Genomic DNA, 16260 nt, shown 5'->3' with positions numbered 1-16260 from the left:
CAGGAGTTCGCTCCCCAGGTTCCGGAACATACGGCTGAGGCCGACGTCACGTCAGACGGTCGGCATAGCGAGTCGGCGCAGGCAATGATCGATCAGCGTCCCGCCGCAACCGTGCAGCGAAAAATTGGCGCGATCGCCGACAGTAGCCCGCGAGGACAGTCTCAATCTGCGCTGGCTCACCTCATCGACGTCAGTCCGAGAACCCGCCAGCACAAGGCCATGACAGCCGTGATCGATCGCGGTTCGTCGCCGGAGCCCCCCCTCGCAGAATCATCCGGTGACACGGTTGCCGCTTCGGCATCGGATGCCGGTTCCCCGGCAGCAGAGAACGGCAACGGATTGCCACGGCAATTGAAGGCGGGTATCGAAGCACTCTCCGGTGTGTCGATGGATGGTGTCGAAGTGCATCGAAACTCATCGCAACCGGGCCAGTACGACGCCCACGCATACGCTCAGGGACATCGCATTTTTCTCGGCGCAGGACAAGAACACCATTTGCCTCACGAAGCCTGGCACGTGGTTCAGCAGAAGCAGGGGCGTGTCGTCCCGACGATGCAGTCCGGGGATACGGCGATAAACGACGACCCCGCACTCGAGCAAGAGGCCGATGCGATGGGTGATCAGGCAGTGCAATTGGCTGCGAAGTCCCGACCGTCAGCCGAGGCGAATCCGCCTCGGCTGTTGACGGCCACGGCCAACGCGCCGATTCAGCGCGTGCTGCGCATCACCCGGTCGACCGTTCCCCAATTCACCGTCCTCAAATACCGCCATTTTCAGTCGCTGCGCAAGCGTTACATGAAAGAGGGCGGGCCTCAACTGGAAATCCCGACCTGGCTCAGGCTCAAGGCAATGGCAGCGTCGAAGCAAGTCTTCGAATACAACGAGTGGGGCGACGCCATCGAGGCGGCGACCGGCATGTCCGATCAGGGGATGGAGGCGGAAGCGGCGCGGCATCGGCGACACGATGAGTACCAGGCCAAAGCGAGTCGTGGCATCGGATTCATCAACCAGTTTGGCACCGCAAAAGGCAACTCGGGGGCTGCAGAGGCATGGTATTCGCCGCAAGCACTGACAGCGTTGCTCGCAAAGGATCCGATGTGCCAGACCTACGGTGACCGATTGGGGGACATTATTGCGATGCTCCCACCCGGCACTTCGTATAACCGGACAACGCTGGGAAGTGCGCTATACGACATCAATGAGAGCATGCAAGGCAAAGTCGGACATACCAAAAGGACGATGGTAGGGACCTCTTGGTACACCGACCCGGAGTTGATCACTGCGCTGCAGAATGATCGAAACGTGAAGTATCGCGATGGGCTTCTCAAGTATCGAGGGGATCGCGTCAAATTCGGCAGCATGACCGAGCTTTACGCAACGATGCTGTCGAACGAGGCACAGGCGAAGAGAGCTGCGCTTCTCAAGCAGCGCGAAGAAGAAGCCAAAGCCCGACGTCTTGAGGAAGCGGAGCAGATTCGCCGCCGCAACGCGCGCCCGACCTCGATGGAAGCGCATATAGAGAAGTCGGAGGAAATCGAGCAGGAAATCGGTAAGAAAGCGGCCAAGCACGAAACCAGCCTGTCGGCGGCACAAGCCATGGCGAATCAGGTCACCCGTTTCATCGATATGTACCACGAGGAGACAAGTCCCGAGACCAACCTGTACGCCCGGATCGGCACTGACAACAGAGAAACGTCAGGGGCTGTCGGCGTGGTCCCTGAGACCGTGCGCGAGGCTGTTGCCAACGGCACGCTTCAGGAAAAACTGACCCACATCCTCAACTTCCGGCATATCTTCGAGGAACTGCTGCTGGGCAAGAACAAGGAGGCGGCGCTTAAGGTAGCGAAGGCGTGCAACTTCAATCCCAAGCTGCTCGAGTTGGTCGAAAAAGGGGAAGCCAACAAGGATTTCGAAGGGCTGCAAAAGCTCAAAGAAGTGTCCCTGACCAAAGAGCGCAAGCCCGTCACGCGAAATACGCAAACGATAGGCGAGCTCGGCATTGACTTTAGTCCCCGCGAACAGGCGCTCTGGGACGATGAGAATGTGCCTGAGTTCGGCATCGGCCACACAACTGTCACACCGCAACGCACCGAGTTGTCGTGGGTGGACAATACGTTGCGTGCTGGCTTCCCAGTGAAATCCGGCCCGTCGACGCACACCTATGAATTGTTCGAGACCTTTGAACTGCTGGGTATTCAGAATGTGCCACTGGAGAGCGTGAAGCACGCAGCGATCGGCTATCTTTTGCCGATCGGCGCGCACAGTCTCCAGGAAATCCAGCATACAGCCGAGCTATTCGGTGCAGACAAACAGAAGTCGTCGGCGCTTTATGGCCGGACCCGAAGAGCGCTCCAATTGGGCAACGCCCTGGCTGGCAAGACCGGAGGCCAGGTATACGCCGCGCTGCGTTCGGCAACCACAGGAACGCCCGAGCAAAAGCTGGCAGAAGCGCACCACACCGTGTTGAGCAATGGCTACGTGTTCATTGGCTATCACGGGACGGATTCGAAAGCATTCGACAGCATCCTCAACACCGGCTTCGACGAAAATTTCGAGAAACGAGATAAAACGGATCCCTGGCGCGGCATCTATTTCGCGCCGACGATTGGCGTGGCTCAGGGGTATCTGAAGAAGGATACGGATCGGCTGCTGCGCGTCTACGCCCCTGCCGCTGTTGTCGCCACATGCGTTCAGGCGCGACTGCCACTCGACGACATCCTCTCTCATGGGGAATTGGCGAACCGTCTGAAGATGAAGGAATTCATTCCGAACAAAAACGATCACATCATCGTCGGGCGCGAAAACTCGCATGCCGATAATGAAACGCAGGCCAATTCGCTGGAAGCTGTGCTCAGTTGGAGTGCGGCACTTCAGTGCATCGTGCTCCCGTCGCTGCATAGCAATACCGGACGGTCCGAACACGAAGATCAAATGGCCGACGACGTTCGGCTGTCCTCCGTGCTTGCATTCGAGACGCTGCATTCGAGCGGAGGCCATCAGATCGACGGGGCGCCGGGCAAGGAGCGTGTCGATCCGGCCAAATGGAAGCCGAGCGAGGACAACGAGGCGGGCACCCAATGGGAGGCCGGTAAGGACGACTATCTCGCAAAGGCACCGCCAGGTGCGCCGGACCGTCGCGAGATCGAAGTGCTCAGGCGTCTGGGTCTGGCCGTGCAGTTCGGCATGACGTGGGCCGACGTCAACGCGAAGAGCATGCCCGGGCAGATGAACGCCTGGACGATCTCCGAGATGATGAGCGTGGTGAAAGATTTGCCGGAAGACTCTCCCGCATGGCGCGACTTCGTCACCAAAGTGGTCTCGGCACGTGACCACTCCGAGGTGTTGCCTGGCGTGTATCTCTCCGGATGGCAGTCTGCCGTCGACAAGGATTGGCAGAAGAAGCACGTGAAAGCGGCTTTGAATTGCTGCCAGTTCAAGTTCGACTATGCCGAAGGCGTGACGCCCGCCGAGGTGAACGTCACAGGCTACAGCAACGGCCTTTTCGAGTGGACATCGAATTGGATCGCCGACGAGCATCGCAAGGGTCTGCTGGTGCACTGTGTCGAAGGCAAGAACCGCAGCGCCACGGTCCTGAGCGCCTACATCATGAAGGCACTACGCTTCGATGCCATGCGCGCGGCACGATTCGTCATGTCGAGACGGCCATGGGCGGAGCCCGACATCGGCGCTTTGCTCAATTGGGAGGCGTATCTGCTCAAGCTTGGCCATTTGACGGTGGCCAGCACGCTTTACCCACAGTCGTCGGACGTACAGACGACGAACAGCAGCACCGTCAAGGGCACCGGTAAATCGTCGGAAAAATCGGAAAAAACCAGCGGCACGACCGGCGTCGAACCGGAGTGGCCGGGTATGCAGGAGGCGATTCTCGCCAGTCTTTCCACGGAGGTCAGCCCGCTGTCCCCGGTGGGGCCTGGCAACACCGTCGGGCTGAACCAATACATGGCGCTGCACGACGCATCGGGACGCGGCAACAACTGCCTGATCTACTCGATTGCCGGCGCGATGGGGCAAAACCCGTCGCATGAAGAAGTGGCCCGGATCGGCACACTGATCCGGGGAGAACGTCAGGTCGGCGGCGGTTATCGAGGCGTAGGCGTAGAAGGCAACGGTTTTCTGAACGCGCAGGCGGTGCCTCGAATTCTGACAGAGCTTAACGGCACCGGGCGACGCGTTGTCCTGATCGATACCACGGGCCGTGTGGAATCCGAGTTGGTGGCCGGCACGCCTACTTACTCTGCAGAAATCGTCAACGCGGGCGGGGGCAATACGCTTTACATCATCAATCAGCGACTGATCCATTTCGGATGGGGCGTACCCAATCATGCTGTCGCGGACCGGGTCTTCCGCAATGAAGCGGGCGACGGCAACCGCTGGATTCAGTTTCAATAGCGACTTATGCGGCGCTTCGCTATAAGAATCGCGACGACCGAAATCACACCGATGACCGACACCGCAGCGATAAAAATGCCGGGGGCAGCGTGGTCTCGCGTGAGGCCGGTCAGCAACGAAGTCACGAGCGGCGTAAATCCCCCGAGCAGTGCGGCAGCCGCGTTGTAGGAAATTGCGAGCCCGCTGAACCGTAGATTCGTCGGAAACAGGTCGGCGGCAAACGAACCGAACGTCCCGGCAATCAGCGATACGATCAGTGCCGCGGCACCAAAGAGCAGATAGGGATTGATGACACCGCTCCCCACCGACACGTAGAACGGATACCCGCCCACCGCGATCATCACAGCCCCGATCAGGTAGAGCGTCGGCTTTCCGACGAAGTCGCTGAGATAACCCACGATCACGATAAAGACCGACAGAATGGCGATGGAGAACATCACGAGTTTGCTTGCCACGTCAGCCGAATACATCGCAACCTGCGTCAGATAAGGGACCATCGCGACGCTCAGCAGCGCAATGAGCGCCTGATTGAGCCCGACGATGCCAATGGTGGCGATGACCTGAAACCAGTGACGCTGCAAGACTTCGACTGCCGGAAGCTTCGTACGCTTTTGCTGTTTGATCGACAGGAAGAGTGCCGTCTCCTTAAGTCCGCTGCGCATCAGCGCACCCGCCGCCCCGAGTCCACCGCCCACGAGGAATGCCGCCCGCCATCCATAGGCCAGCATCTCCGCGTCCGTGAGCCACGCATGCAAGCCGATGCTGACAATCGCGGCCAGCAGGCTCCCCGAGTTCACGCAAGCAAACATGACACCGCAAGCCAATCCGCTTTTCCTGGGGGCCGACTCGACGACGTAGGCAATCGCGCCGGGCAACTCGCCGCCGATACACGCCCCCTGTAGAAACCTTAATAGGACGAACGCGATGCTCGCCGTCACGCCAATCGACTGATAGGACGGCATGAGTGCCATGCCTGCCGTGGTGACGGTCATCAGCACGAGCGAAAGCTGGAAGGCCAGCCGACGTCCGAACCTGTCTCCGATGTGGCCAAGCACGACGCCGCCGAGCGGGCGCGCGAGGTAGCCCACGGCGAACGCGGCAAACGTGGCGATCATCGACGTCGCCCCGTTGCCCGTCGGGAAGAAGGACTTCGCCACATAAGGGGCGAAGATTCCGTACACGATGAAGTCGTAGAACTCCAGTCCACCACCCACGCTTGCCAGGAGAATCGTCCGCCAGTCGACCGGCTTTTCGGACACGTCCGCCGCGCCGCGCGTCAACGTCTGATCGTCTAACACCATGTCATTTGCTTTCATTTGACGCTTCCTGTCTGCCGTGTCGTATGCGCTTCGATGCGCTTGTCGTTATCTGCCAACAAATCGAGCCTTGCCGTTACGCCATCCCCACAGCTTTCGATGCGATCAAAACGGCTTGCAATCGACGCTCCCGGCGCGTCGTGGTGGACGCTTTGAGTCGCTCGACGACGGCAGCGGGGGCTGTCTCGGGGACGCCCGCCTGAAACGGCGGCTCCGGGTCGTATTCGATGAGCAGTTGAATGCCCTGTGCGACCTCAACGCCCGCCAGTTCACCGACGACTTTGAGCGCCATGTCGATGCCGGCCGTCACGCCGCCCGAGGTAAAGAAGCGACCGTCGATCGTCATTCGATCGCGGCTGGGGATCACGCCGAAGTGCGTCAGGAATTCGACGGCTTGCCAATGACAGCTGGCGCGGCGGCCGGTCAGACATCCGGCGGCGGCGAGGAGCAGAGAGCCGGTACAAATACCGAACACGTAACTGCTGTGGGCGGCCTGCGTCCGCACGAACGCGACGATGGCCGGGTCGAGCATGGCGTCGTCTACGCCAGGGCCACCGGGCACGACGAGCAGGTCGTACTGGGGGGCGTTCTCGAAATCGATCGTCGGCGTGAACGCAAACCCTTTGCCGCAGAGCACCGGCGACATCGTCGGGGCGACGAGATCCACCGTCCAGCCGGGCACGGCGCTCAGGACTTCCAAAGGCCCCGTCATATCGAGCTGGGTCATGCCCGCAAACATCACCACACCCACACGAAGTTGCGCATTCGTCATAACATCGGTCTCTCGTCGAAAGTGAACGATCCGATTCTAGGTAGCGAGGAATGGAAAAAATCTCAAATACCCCGCCTTTTCCGTCACCGCCACCGCGCAACGTCGTTTTTCTTGTCTATGACGGGTATCAGCCACTCGATCTGGTCGGTCCGATGCAGGTCTTCGCACTGGCGAATCGCGACGTTCTCCAACCGCCATACGTACTGACGACGATTACGGCGACACCCGGCCGGGTGCATGCCAGCGCAGGCCCGGATATTCTGGTGGACGAAGGGCTAGAGCGCCTCGCGCGAGCGGATACGGTCATCGTGCCGGGCGGTCCCGGTGTCGATAAGGCCTGCACCGACGTTGCCATCACCGACGCGCTTTCCCTTGCACAACCCACCGTCCGGCGGCTCTGCTCGGTGTGTACCGGTGCCTTTCTGCTGGCGGCCGCTGGCGTGCTGGACGGGCGTCGCGCGACGACCCATTGGGGGCGGTGCGATGCACTTCAGGCCGCTTATCCCCGAATCGCCGTCGAAACGACACCGATCTTCGTCAACGACGGCAATGTCTGGACCTCGGCGGGGGTCACGGCAGGCATCGATCTCGCGCTCGCACTTGTTGAAAGTGACTGCGGCTACGGCGTTGCGGCATCGATCGCAAAGAAATTAGTGGTTTATCTGAGACGCCCGGGCGATCAGGCGCAATTCAGCGAAACTCTGTTGATGCAGGAAAGCACCGGCGCACAGGCGTTTTCAGCGCTGATGACCAAGGTTTCCGTCAGCCCGAATAAGCGGTGGAGTGTGGATGAACTGGCTGCGGAAATGGGCCAGACGCCGCAAACGTTTCAGCGACGTTTCAAGCTGGCCATGGGATGTTCACCGTACGCTGCCGTACAGGACGTACGGCTTTCGCGAGCCAGATTGATGCTTGAAACGACAACCAGCGGCATTTCACTGATCGCTGACCGATGTGGATTCACGTCGGAAGAGCAAATGCGCCGGGCTTTCCAACGGAAGTTCGGATTGCCGCCTGCGGCGTTTCGGAGTCATTTTGGAATCGAGGGGTGAGGGCGGGCAGGAACGCATCCCCCCCGATGTTCGGAAAAGTGATTGCTATATTGCGTATTTTTTAGATAGGAATGCACCATGCCCAAAAAGAGCGATGGCGAAGTACAAGCTGAAATCAGCGCGTTGACGGAGTTGCTGCCGCAACTTCCGCAGCGCGCCCGGCAGGCAGTCCAAGCCGCCATTGACGTGCTGCGGGACGACCTGACGGACGACGCCATCCATGAGAAGTTCGAGGAGGGCACCGAGGAGTTTGAGGACGCATTGACGGCATGCATGTGGCGAAAAGGCGTCGCGGGTAGCGACGCGCTTTCGGCGTGGTATCGCGAGCTGATGTGACGGAAGACACGACACTCAGCTCAATTTCCGAATCAATGGCGGCTTCCAGGAGCCGTCGAGAATAGCTTGTTTCCCCCAATACGCTCGGATGTACAAAGAGAATTTGCCATTCGGTGCAGGTAGCCAGTTGGCGACCTTATCGCCACCGGGCGACTTGGCACCCGCATACAAGGACAACGAGCCATCTGCGTTGCGCTTGAGCGTGTTGTTCTTCGTCCCAAGCGAATACCGTTTGAGATCGTTCGGATAGAACAAGTGCTTCTCGTTGTAAAGCGTGAGCGACCAGAACCCGTTGACGGGAGGCTCTTCACCTTTGGCGAATACGATCTCGTAGCTGTTGGCACCGTTTAGCTGGGCACCACTCTGATCAAAGTCGGTGTAGAAGTATTGTGTCTCGGTGGGCCGATTGTCGAACATGTTCGACTTCGCTGTGCCGGTGCGATCGAAGTAATCGAAGCCGGTTTGTGCGTTGTTTGTCGAGCGGTTCCACCCATTGCCCGCTGGCAGGCCGTTGTGCTTCCACTCGAAGAATGGTGCGATGGCATCGCGCTCGGTATCGATCGCGATTTGGGTGAGTAATTTCTTGATGTCCTGGTCCCTGCCTGCGACTTCCATCAACGAGCGGAACTGCGCGTAAAGCGCTTCTTCTCCGGGCATGGGAGCAACGGTTGCCAACACCGTCGGGAACTGATCGAAGAATTTTTCCGGAACCACCCATTTGGTTTCGCCTGCTTCGGCGGAATCTGCATTTGCTTGTGCCGGCGGCATGATGTTGGGGGCATCGCGCCAGGCAATCGTTTGCATCTTTCCCGTGAACCGTTTCAACGGATAGGCGACCACCTGATTGATCAAGGGCTGGATCGCCTGACGATCCTGCGCTGTGTCGTTCATGAAGACGCGAGGAATGACATTGGCGAGTGCCGTCGGGCAACGAACCACTTCTGTAATCCCTGCGGGTTTGCTCCCTTTCCAGTTCGGCCCCGCCAGCAAGTAAAAACCGGCGCGGGATTTATATGGCTTACCGACATGACCGAATTGGTTCGTGCGGGCATCGTATAGCGCATAGACCCAGAAGCGATCTCCGAAGTCCGGGACTTGAAGCACCACTGGCTCCTCATCGAGCGAAAAGAATCCGAGTCCGTAGACCACATCCTGATTGGGACAGGTAACGAACGTCTCAGCCGGGTCGATGTAGTCATGCAACATGGCTAGCTGTCCGCGTGGGGCCGCAGGCAACACGCCGTTGAGCAGACCGGGGTAGGGTGCTTGCGTGATGCGATCAAAGCGGTTGAGCATGTTGACCATCGGCCAGCCCCATACGTAGGCCATCCGCGCAATCGCTTGCGCGTAGCCCGCATGCATATTCAGACCGGGCGGCGGAAGCGTTGTGGCGAGCGCACCCGTCGTCTGACCTTTGGAGGACCCCTGAGAGGTATTCGCTTTAGCGTCCGCCGTTGCGGCAACCGCTGGCGTGCTCAACGTTGAGGCATACATCAAGGGGGCGGCACCGCCGGCCACGGTAAGCAGCCTGCGGACAGCGTTAACCTTTTCGCTTTCAGCCATAGCATCCTCGCGTTATCGGGTACTCGACGATTGCTGCTGCCCATCGAAAAAGGTGGGCAATGCGCAACCGGCCCAGTTTCACTCACGTGCGCCGGCCTAGCGATAGGTACTTGGGGCAACCGTATTGCCCTGTGGTGCAATTTGGGGCAATCGGCTTTTCATGTGGATGGCATCTCGTTAGATTGCTAGCGACCCGCGTTAATTCGTCGCCCGTCGACCTTTCATTTCAAGGGGTATCCAAATGCGCCAATTCGCCATGCGCCGCGCCGCATTCGCAAGTGTCGCGTTGTTCGCGTCATTTCTCGCCCACGCCCAAACGCCGGATTCTCACTATCAGTCGCTGGCAACCTCGGCGTTCGAAAAGGACTACCCAACGGCGAGCACATCGCAGGCGATGCGCAATGAATTGATTTTTCAGCGCGCCACGCAGGTCTATCTGTGGGCATTGCCCGCAGTGAACATGTGGGCAATGAAAGAAGGCTCGGAGAAAACCTTCGGTGCGGGCTACAACGTGTTGCCCGTGTGGAAGGAGCGAATCAAGGCGACGACCCAAGTCACGACGCCTAATTCGGATGTCGTCTACGCAATGGGATATCTCGATTTGCACAAGGACGGCCCACTAGTCGTGGAAGTGCCCGCAGGCGTTCAGGGCATCTTTGACGACTTCTTCCAGCGTCCGCTCATCGGACCGACGATTGGCGGTCATACGTGGACCGGCGACGTTGGCTTTGCCGGACCTGACAAAGGCAAGGGCGGCACGTACGTGCTGCTGCCGCCAGACTTCAAGGGCGAACCCAAAGGCGTTCCGAAGGGCGCTTTCGTCTATCGCTCCCGAACCAATAACGTCTTCCTGTTCTGGCGTGCCTTCTTCAGCGACCCCAAAGATCTTTCCAAGCCGAATGCGCAGATCGAGGCAACTCGCATCTATCCCGTCGGGCAGAAATCTGCCGCAAAGCCGATGCAGTTTCCGAACGCCAATGAGAAGCCAGCCAATCTGCTCTTCCCCAGAGACGTGACCTACTTCGAAATGCTGTCACGCATGGTGGAGAGCGAAGCTGTCGATCCGAGCGATCTCGACATGCGAGGCTTCTTGCATACGATCGGTATAGAGAAGGGCAAGCCCTTTAATCCGTCGAAGGATCAAAGAGCACTCCTCGATCAGGCAGCCCAAACCGGGTTCAAGATGAGCAAGGTCATCATGGTCGATATCGCGCCAAAGGAACCAGGCAGTCAATACTATCCGGACAGGCAGTGGATCAACGTGTTCGCTGGCGAGAATACGTCGTTCCAGGCGGGTGGCGCATTTACGAATCTCGAGCAACGCATAGGGTTCTTTACCGCCGCGTATTCCGCGAGTCCGGGCATGGTCGTCAATCTTGTCGACGCCGGCGCCAAGTATCCGGTCACGTTCCGCGACAAAGACGGTAACTTCCTCGATGGCGGCAACAACTACTCGCTGCACCTCCCGCCCAACATTCCCGCGAAAAACTTCTGGTCGGCCACCGTGTACGACGCCAGCACGGCATCGGGCCTCGCCAACGGTCAACCTTTCCCGTCGTTAAATCAGATGGACAAGCCCGTGCAGAACGCGGACGGGTCTCTCGATCTCTACTTCGGTCCGTCGGCACCGGCCGGAAAAGAGAAAAACTGGCTTCGGACAGTTCCGGGCAAGGGCTATTTCGTCATCTTCCGGCTCTACTCGCCGCAGCAGGCCTTTTTCGACCAAACCTGGAAACCGGATGACATCGTGAAAACGCGGTGACGGAAAGGCAATGTGGCATTCACACTGGGCGCAGGCTGGCCCAGTTGTGACTGCCGCAATCGGAAGACGCCCGCCCCAGCTAACGCACTGGAAGCGGGTGCCAAACCCTTAGATATCCAGCCGTGTGATCTTGGTCCCCGATAGCGAAAGGTCGCCCATCAGGCCACTGTTGGTCATCACGAACACTTCAACCGGATGGGTGGTCGTTGTCGTGTCGACCTGACCGTTCGCCCCGAGTTTCACGACCGCCACGGAAGCATCCGCACCCACAGACCAACCGTTGGCATTACGGAATTTGTCGAACGCCTCCTGCGTCATGAACAGATAGACCATCGACTTCGACTGCATCCCCAATTGCGCGCCCACCGAGGCGGACGAAATGCTGTAATAGCCCGACGAGGTTGTCCCGACACGCAGGACACCGTCGCCGTGTTGCCCGCCGACGATAACCCCCGCCTGAATGACCGTAGGAAATACCAGCACGCCACGTGCTTTACTCACGAGCTCCCGCGAACCGGGCACGGTGGAGAACAGTCGCGAGAGCGTGCCTTCGGCGGCCGCATCGATGGACTGCTTGCGTGAGGCATTGGCTTCGGGTGTGGCCGGCGCGCTACCGGTTGTGGAGCATCCTGAGAGAGCCACGACCAGGGCGGCAGCGACGACGGAAGCGCCTACGAAGTGACGACGTGTTTGCATGACTGACTCCGCAAAGTGGATTGGGTCGCTCACCAATAGGTGGGCGCACGACGCCCGTCTTCTATGTCGGCATAGGCCTGCGCAGGCGTCTGCGTTGCAGTGTCAGTTCTGTGACACGACATCGCCATCGGTATTTCGGGCAGCCTCGATTGCCCCAAAGGGCAGTTCGTATGCGCTGGTGCCCGTCAAACCTCGGTACCGTTCGTCTTGCCCGAGTCCGACGCAGGCTTCGCGGGGGATGGCGTCCAGCCCTCCGGAGGAATAATCACCGGCGCTTCCGGCTGCTCTTCGAAGTGGGGCGACATGATCTGCACGCCGAATTCATTGAAGACGTCGACGATCTGGCTGTGCAGCTCACTCAGCATCAGAAGACGTTGCGCCGGATTGACGGGGGCGACATGCAGGTCGTACTCGATATAGAAGTCCGACAGCGAGCGCTGCAACACGAACGGCTGCGGCGACTGCGCGATGCTGTGGGTCCGTGCCGCCGCGAGGCACAGCATGGCTTGCACCTGTCGCCAGGGGGTGTCGTATCCGATCGTCACCGACGTGACCACCAATGCGGGTGCCTTGCCATCGCGACTTGAAAAGTTGTGCACGATGGCCCCCACGACAACCGCGTTCGGAATCGTGACCTCTTCCTGCCTCACGTTCGTCAGCTTCACCGACAGGGTGTCCACGCTCACCACCACACCCGCCGTATCGCCGATCTGCACCATGTCGCCCGCCTGAAATGCCCGGCTGTACGTGACGACAATGCCGCTCATCAACTGATTGACGATGCCCGCCGAGCCCAGCGACACCATGAGACCGAGCAACACGCTCAGTCCTTTGAACACATCGCTCTGCGCCCCCGGAAAATACGGGTAGGCGAAGGTCAGTGCCAAAGCCCATACGACGATGGCCACGATGCGGCGCGAGGCGTCCGCCGTGTCCGGATGCAGACCGGGCACGTTGAGATGACGTTGCTGGATCGCTGCAAAAACGTTGTTGATGAGATTGTGCAGGGCACGCGTGAGAAGAAAGATCACGGCAATCGCGATGAGCCCCGGAATCGCGTTGACGATGCCCAGTGCAAAGGTGTTGAGCAGATTCCAGAGGAAGTCGCTCAGACGCTCGCCCATGGGTTCCGATACAGGGAACCGTTCCAACACGTAGATGAGATAGACGTAAATGAGCGCGGCGACGAAAAACAGAAAAAGCAGCTGAACGATCTGCCGCACCAGATGGAACGCCGAACCGGTCCAGTCGAATGTCTTCGAAGTGCGACGAAGCAAATGCGCCTCGACGGCGTACTGAAGGCGTGTTTGCAGACGGTTTTGCAGTCGGCCCGCCGTCCACACCAATATTGCCAGCACGGCCGTCGCGAGCAGCGACAGCAGGATGCCGCGAATGATGTTGGGCCAATGCAGTTGTGCCTGCCGGGCCGCTAGCGCTGCGTCCAGCCGCGTCTGAGTTTCGCGTGCAATGACGTCGAACGGTCGATTGTCGGCTTCGTCGACGTCGCCCTCCAGCAAGGCGAAGAGAATGCGGTCACCGCGGCGGAAGACCACGCCGCGATTCTGTCCCAGCGAGCCCTGAACCGCCTGCGTCGGCAAGCGCAGAATGCTCTCGGGCAGCGCGTCCAGCGCTGCGTAGGAGCGATCGGCGCGCTGCTGCGGCGTGGCACCGGTGAGCGATGCACGGAACGTCGTGATGGGACGATCCATGTAGCGAAGGTCGGCGGCAGGTGCATCGGGGGCCGCAACCGGCTGCGAAGTCTGTGCAAACGCGGTCGGCACGCCCGATAGCATCATCAGACACACGATGAGCGACACCCAGAAGCCTGCGAGCAGGGAGAACGCTGTGCGGCGTGACGAGGGCATCGCGTCGTGTCGCGCGATGCCCCGGGGGGCAAATTGGTTGCCCGAAACCCCGATGGCGCGGGGAGGCATTCGGCGAAAGACTACGAGCCTGTCCACGTGTGCCTGAACGCGCGGCAAGGAGACACTCATGGAGAATGGCGTTCGCCACGCAGCCCCGAACTCCTCCGGAGCATCCGATCTGCCGGAGGTCGATTTGTCGCTGGTGCGAGGCGATCTGGGGTTTCATCTCCAGCGCAGGGTCTTCCTCATTCCTGCCGCAGGCATGGGGATCGTGCGACGCGCGGTGATCTTCGCTGCTGTGACGTGGCTACCGCTAGCCCTATGGGCAATCCTCACCGGCAGAGCCTTTAATGGCACCGGCGACGACACACTCGTGGCGCATTTCGGTATCCATGTGCGCTGTCTGATCGCGATTCCGCTGATGGTCGTGGCCGAAGGCGTGGCGCAGAATCTGATGCCTCCGCTCCTGAAGTATTTCGTCGATTCCGGCCTCATCACCGATGAAACGCTTCCCGACTTCCGACGGCAACTCGCACGCATGTCGCTGCTCCGCGACCGTGCACTGCCGTGGGTGCTCATGCTGGGAGCGACGCTCGCATGGTCGACGACCCGCGCGCTATTGGGCGACGCGGAAGATGTCGTCTGGATGAACCACGGCACGCACATCGCCGATATCAGTTTCGGCGGCTGGTGGTTCGTGCTCGTCATCCGGCCGCTCTTCGTTGTGATGCTGCTTGCGTGGCTCTGGCGCGCGTGCCTGCTGTTCATTCTGCTTTTCCGGATTGGCAAACTGCCGCTCGCGCTGGTGCCGTCCCACCCCGACCGAGTCGGCGGCCTGAGTTTCGTGGAGCGCATGGCGTTCATCTTCAGCCCGGTGGCGTTTGCCATTTCGGCCGTCATCGCTGCATCGTTCGCGCACGAAGTGGTCTATCACGGCGCGAGCGCTATGCAGATGAAGACGCTGCTGATCGCCACCGCCGCGTTGATCTCGGTCATCTTCCTCCTGCCACTACTGCCGCTCGCCATGCCCTTGGGCAGGCTCAAGCGACGCGCGATCTTCGAATACGGGAGTCTTGTCGCGCATCATGATCGCCTTGTCCACGAACGCTGGATCTTGCATCGCGACATCGGCAATCCCGAGATTCTCGACGCCCCCGAGCTGGGCCCCGTCGCGGATATCCACGCCATTTACGACGCCGTGGCGCATATGCGGTCCGTCCCGTTGAGCAAGATGTCCATCGTAGCGATTGTGGTACCGGCTGCCGTGCCGATGCTCTATGTGGCAGCCCTGCAATTACCACTCACCGCCGTACTCGGCAAGGTTGCCAAAGCGCTGATCTGAGGGGGAAAGGGTAGCGCGGCGGCCGCTCAGAAGCTCATGGCGAAACCGAACGAGACCCCTTGCACATTGTGGCCGAAGACATAGCGAGCCATGAGACGCGCGCGGGTGACGACCACCGGATATTTGCTGCTGTCGAGCTCCAGCCCGACACCCAGCGACGTCAGATTGTTGAAGCCCAACACCCCGGCGCTATCCCCGAAGTACTGCGAGTAGGCCGCTTCAAGCACATAGCGCACCGGTCGGTCGAGCGCGCGCAGGCCGGTCGGTGCGCGCCACCGCGACCAGAGGCTGAATTGCTGTGCGTTGGCGCTGCCTTGCACGCCTGCGGACGAACTGCCGAAGCTGCGCAGATGGATATTCGTCAGGCGAAGTTCGACATCGATTTCGTAGGCCTCGCGATAGTGCTCGAAGTCGAGCATCAGCGAACCGCCGAGGCCGTACGCGTTCAATGCGCCATTCTTAAGGAATTGCGTATCGAGATCGGTCGCGCGGTTCAGCAGCGTCTCACCGACTCTCAGATCGCTGGCGACACGTCCCAGACTGCCGTTCAGAATGGGGCGAAGCACCAGTTCATCGGCCAGACGAATGTCCCATCCCACACCGATGGTCGTGCTGAGTGTGTTCCAGCGGACCGGGAGTGCGCGCGATTCCGAGCCGTCCGAGGCCACGAACGTCGGATCGTACCGGCTATAGGCAAGGGTGCCTTCGAGGTAGAGCGGAAACGAGCGACTGAGCGTGAAGCCGCCGCCCAATTGGGTCTGCCAGAAGCCCGGATTGCCAGTCGAGCCGTTGTTGATTGACAGCGAACTCGTGGTGACGTCGGGCACCGTCGTGTAGCTCATGATGGCCAGCACGCTATTCGCGTGGCTGCGGACGTCAGTGCCGACACGCAACGGTGCCGATTGGGCGAACGCGCACGGGGCGATCGCCGTCAGGCAGGACAGGCTCGCGAGCGACGTGAGCCACGCGGCAAGCGGCCGACGAAACCGGCGTCGTGCCGCATGCCCGTCACTGCGCCTGCTCGTGTGTGGACTTGCCGTCATGCTCCACTCGCGTTGTTGATGTTGCGGCGCACTCGCCATCGTGGGCCATTGTCGCGGCTGTCTCTCCAACAGACCATCGGTGCCGGGGGCAACCGCGTTGCCC

11 protein-coding genes are annotated in these 16260 nt (G+C 60.1%); 5 read left to right on the top strand and 6 right to left on the bottom strand.

The window, feature by feature from the left end:
* The first annotated feature begins 84 nt into the window (after positions 1-84).
* A complete protein-coding gene (locus tag PAQ31011_RS01125; RefSeq protein WP_150574098.1) occupies positions 85-4410 on the top strand; it encodes a dual specificity protein phosphatase family protein in 4326 nt (1441 codons plus the stop codon).
* Here PAQ31011_RS01125 and PAQ31011_RS01120 read toward each other — a convergent pair.
* On the bottom strand, positions 4404-5726 hold the full coding sequence (locus PAQ31011_RS01120; RefSeq protein ID WP_150574097.1) for an MFS transporter: 1323 nt from the start codon (positions 5724-5726) through the stop codon (positions 4404-4406). The two genes, PAQ31011_RS01125 and PAQ31011_RS01120, sit on opposite strands and share 7 nt — an antisense overlap.
* A gap of 76 nt (positions 5727-5802) precedes the next feature.
* Positions 5803-6498, bottom strand: a complete 696-nt coding sequence (locus tag PAQ31011_RS01115) for a DJ-1/PfpI family protein (RefSeq protein WP_150574096.1) — start codon at positions 6496-6498, stop codon at positions 5803-5805.
* Positions 6499-6548: 50 nt separating this feature from the next.
* On the opposite strand from PAQ31011_RS01115, the gene PAQ31011_RS01110 reads away from it, so the two are divergent.
* Both PAQ31011_RS01110 and PAQ31011_RS01105 read left to right on the top strand, forming a co-directional pair.
* Positions 6549-7550: a GlxA family transcriptional regulator gene (locus tag PAQ31011_RS01110; RefSeq protein WP_150574095.1), complete on the top strand. Its 1002-nt coding sequence runs from the start codon at positions 6549-6551 to the stop codon at positions 7548-7550.
* A 78-nt stretch (positions 7551-7628) separates the two neighbouring features.
* Entirely contained in the window at positions 7629-7886 is a 258-nt protein-coding gene (locus PAQ31011_RS01105; RefSeq protein WP_150574094.1) for a hypothetical protein, read from the top strand.
* 15 nt (positions 7887-7901) lie between these two features.
* On the opposite strand, the gene PAQ31011_RS01100 is transcribed toward PAQ31011_RS01105, so the two are convergent.
* Positions 7902-9449, bottom strand: coding sequence for a DUF1254 domain-containing protein (locus PAQ31011_RS01100; RefSeq protein ID WP_150574093.1), 1548 nt, complete (start codon positions 9447-9449; stop codon positions 7902-7904).
* A 241-nt stretch (positions 9450-9690) separates the two neighbouring features.
* Here PAQ31011_RS01100 and PAQ31011_RS01095 point away from each other — a divergent pair, with 241 nt between their 5' ends.
* Positions 9691-11211, top strand: coding sequence for a DUF1254 domain-containing protein (locus PAQ31011_RS01095; RefSeq protein WP_150574092.1), 1521 nt, complete (start codon positions 9691-9693; stop codon positions 11209-11211).
* A 108-nt stretch (positions 11212-11319) separates the two neighbouring features.
* On the opposite strand, the gene PAQ31011_RS01090 is transcribed toward PAQ31011_RS01095, so the two are convergent.
* The gene (locus PAQ31011_RS01090) at positions 11320-11907 is read right to left on the bottom strand and encodes a BPSL1445 family SYLF domain-containing lipoprotein (RefSeq protein ID WP_150574091.1); all 588 of its coding nucleotides are present in this window, start codon (positions 11905-11907) and stop codon (positions 11320-11322) included.
* 185 nt (positions 11908-12092) lie between these two features.
* A complete protein-coding gene (locus PAQ31011_RS01085; protein WP_174989847.1) occupies positions 12093-13772 on the bottom strand; it encodes a mechanosensitive ion channel family protein in 1680 nt (559 codons plus the stop codon).
* A gap of 127 nt (positions 13773-13899) precedes the next feature.
* Here PAQ31011_RS01085 and PAQ31011_RS01080 point away from each other — a divergent pair, with 127 nt between their 5' ends.
* A complete protein-coding gene (locus PAQ31011_RS01080) occupies positions 13900-15114 on the top strand; it encodes a hypothetical protein (RefSeq protein WP_150574089.1) in 1215 nt (404 codons plus the stop codon).
* Between the two features lie 26 nt (positions 15115-15140).
* On the opposite strand, the gene PAQ31011_RS01075 is transcribed toward PAQ31011_RS01080, so the two are convergent.
* A complete protein-coding gene (locus PAQ31011_RS01075) occupies positions 15141-16157 on the bottom strand; it encodes a hypothetical protein (RefSeq protein WP_246179270.1) in 1017 nt (338 codons plus the stop codon).
* Between the last annotated feature and the right edge of the window lie 103 nt (positions 16158-16260).

The sequence above is a fragment of the Pandoraea aquatica genome, assembly GCF_902459565.1.
Classification (GTDB): Bacteria; Pseudomonadota; Gammaproteobacteria; order Burkholderiales; family Burkholderiaceae; genus Pandoraea; species Pandoraea aquatica.
Note: the sequence above shows the minus strand (reverse complement) of the source record. Positions and strands in the feature narration are given on the sequence as shown.

Excerpts from the sequence above, each read along its gene's own strand:
- PAQ31011_RS01125 (WP_150574098.1), top strand. The coding sequence starts at position 85 with ATGATCGATCAGCGTCCCGCCGCAACCGTGCAGCGAAAAATTGGCGCG.
- PAQ31011_RS01120 (WP_150574097.1), bottom strand. The coding sequence starts at position 5,726 with ATGAAAGCAAATGACATGGTGTTAGACGATCAGACGTTGACGCGCGGC.
- PAQ31011_RS01115 (WP_150574096.1), bottom strand. The coding sequence starts at position 6,498 with ATGACGAATGCGCAACTTCGTGTGGGTGTGGTGATGTTTGCGGGCATG.
- PAQ31011_RS01110 (WP_150574095.1), top strand. The coding sequence starts at position 6,549 with ATGGAAAAAATCTCAAATACCCCGCCTTTTCCGTCACCGCCACCGCGC.
- PAQ31011_RS01105 (WP_150574094.1), top strand. The coding sequence starts at position 7,629 with ATGCCCAAAAAGAGCGATGGCGAAGTACAAGCTGAAATCAGCGCGTTG.
- PAQ31011_RS01100 (WP_150574093.1), bottom strand. The coding sequence starts at position 9,449 with ATGGCTGAAAGCGAAAAGGTTAACGCTGTCCGCAGGCTGCTTACCGTG.
- PAQ31011_RS01095 (WP_150574092.1), top strand. The coding sequence starts at position 9,691 with ATGCGCCAATTCGCCATGCGCCGCGCCGCATTCGCAAGTGTCGCGTTG.
- PAQ31011_RS01090 (WP_150574091.1), bottom strand. The coding sequence starts at position 11,907 with ATGCAAACACGTCGTCACTTCGTAGGCGCTTCCGTCGTCGCTGCCGCC.
- PAQ31011_RS01085 (WP_174989847.1), bottom strand. The coding sequence starts at position 13,772 with ATGCCCTCGTCACGCCGCACAGCGTTCTCCCTGCTCGCAGGCTTCTGG.
- PAQ31011_RS01080 (WP_150574089.1), top strand. The coding sequence starts at position 13,900 with ATGGAGAATGGCGTTCGCCACGCAGCCCCGAACTCCTCCGGAGCATCC.
- PAQ31011_RS01075 (WP_246179270.1), bottom strand. The coding sequence starts at position 16,157 with ATGACGGCAAGTCCACACACGAGCAGGCGCAGTGACGGGCATGCGGCA.